Below are 734 nucleotides of genomic sequence, written 5' to 3' on the forward strand. Positions count from 1 at the left end.
ACAGCATTATTAACTAATTTTAATAATTTGAGGAATGCATCAATAACTATTTCATATAAACACGATTTACTGTTGACTAAGTTTTATAAATATCGATGATCAGCAAGTTAAACTGAACGAAGTTTTATTCATTTGAAAGCGCAAGAACATGACTGTCTACTATTTTAAATTAGCATTTGTATCTTAATAATGCGCATGATTACTTCATTTCCCTGTTACAGGAACGCCCACTCATCTCTGTTGCCAGTAAGGCACGAGGAGGACATGTCTTGACCACCATTTTTGATCAACAGGCCTCAGACAATGATCGCGAGTTTCTCAAGATCGTCGAAGAACGCTTTATTCATATCTTTGATGTGTTCAACGAAGGCCTCTTCTACATGGACGAGTTCGGGACGATGGTTTTCTACAATCAGGGATTTTATGAGCAACTTGGAATCAATGCTGGACGCATCAACCTAGATCGTTGGTTGGATTTGGTGCATCCGTTGGATAGGGAAAGATTGTCCAAGCGCGTCGATGCCCACATTAATACCGACAATAAGCGTGTCACAACCACTTACCGCCTGCGTAAACCCAACGGGCAATACGTTTGGATTGAAGGCGTTGCGATGACCAAAGAAACTGAGCATGGTCATTACATGGTAGGTAGCCATCGCGACATTTCAGAACGTAAATTGATGGAGAGTTACATTCACCAAGTCGCGTTCCATGATAACGCCTCAGGTATGGCA

General features: G+C 41.3%; 1 pseudogene. It reads left to right on the forward strand.

The annotated features are described in order from the left end of the window. Positions 1-176 precede the first annotated feature (176 nt). Positions 177-734 (forward strand): annotated as a pseudogene (scrG, locus tag R8O11_RS27360) (regulatory protein ScrG); the annotation flags it as partial.

The organism is Vibrio sp. 1288 (assembly GCF_033344475.1).